Here is a 1,139-nt window from a genome sequence, read left to right on the forward strand (position 1 = left end):
TTATGTGGTGAGGTCGAGGTTGAGGGTTTTGGCGGCTTTGCTGATGGATCCAGGCATCAGGTGACGGTAGATCTTGAAGGTGATGTCGATGGTCCTATGGCCCATCCACTCGGCGACGTCGGTGATGGGGATGCCGTGGGTGAGGCAGTTGGAGGCGAAGAAGTGCCGCATGCCGTAGACGACCATCCCGTCGGGTATGTCGACCTGGCCGGCCTTCTTGATCCGCTGCCATTGGTTGGCGATATGGTAGTGCGGGAACGTGCGGGTCGGGTCGCCGGGGTGGCGCAGTAGGTAGCCGTCAACGGTGCCGTGCTGGTCGGCGTACCACTCGATGGTGTCGCGCACCCGCGCGGGCAGGGGCACGTCCCGGTACTCGCCCGTCTTGCGGTGCTTGAGCCGCTCGTACTGGCAGGTGGTCCGGTTGACCTGCTCGGTGATGCGGTAGATGTCGTCGGCGACGATGTTGTTGAGGTTGACGGCGAACGCCTCGCCGTTGCGCATGCCGCAGCCACTCATCAGATCGCAGACCAGCCGGAAGCCGTCGTCGCCGGCGGTGCGTATCTGCCGCAATTGCCCGGGAGAGGGGATCACCACGCGCTGGGGGTCGTATTGCGGCGGTTTCACCCCGGCGACGGGGTTGTCGTCGAACAGCCCCAGACGGTTCGCGTCCAGCAGGATCGCCTTGAGCTTGTCGAAGGCGTTCGCCTGTGCCGCCAGACCGACGCCGTTGCGTTCCAGGATCTGGAGGAAGCCCTCGACGACCTTGTGGTCGAAGGTGTTCATCCGCCGGCTACCCAGCAGCGGCAGCAGATGAATATTCAGCAGCGACTCCAGGTGCGCCACCGACGCCGGCCCCAGATCCCGCTGCCCGGCCCTCCACTGCGTGGAGTACTCCTCGAACCGCATGGACCCGTACCGGGCGATCCGGTCCGCCTTCGCCTGCCCCCGCGGCGCGGCCTTCTTCGCGTTGTATATCTCCGTCAAACGCGCGATCGCCTTGTCCTGCGTCGCGAACCCGGACTCCTCCACCTGCCTCCCGGCCGCCGACCTATACCGGACCGTGTACGGGTGCGGACACTTCGACCACCGCGACCGCGGATGCTCACACCCCTTGAAAAACGAACCCATCCCACGAACCA

General features: G+C 65.1%; 1 protein-coding gene. It reads right to left on the reverse strand.

Going from position 1 to position 1,139, the window contains the following annotated elements; genetic code table 11:
* A complete protein-coding gene (locus tag RM812_RS41800; RefSeq protein ID WP_311586195.1) occupies window positions 1–1,128 on the reverse strand; it encodes a tyrosine-type recombinase/integrase in 1,128 nt (375 codons plus the stop codon).
* Window positions 1,129–1,139: the final 11 nt, after the last annotated feature.

The sequence above is a fragment of the Streptomyces lancefieldiae genome, assembly GCF_031845825.1.
GTDB lineage: Bacteria > Actinomycetota > Actinomycetes > Streptomycetales > Streptomycetaceae > Streptomyces > Streptomyces lancefieldiae.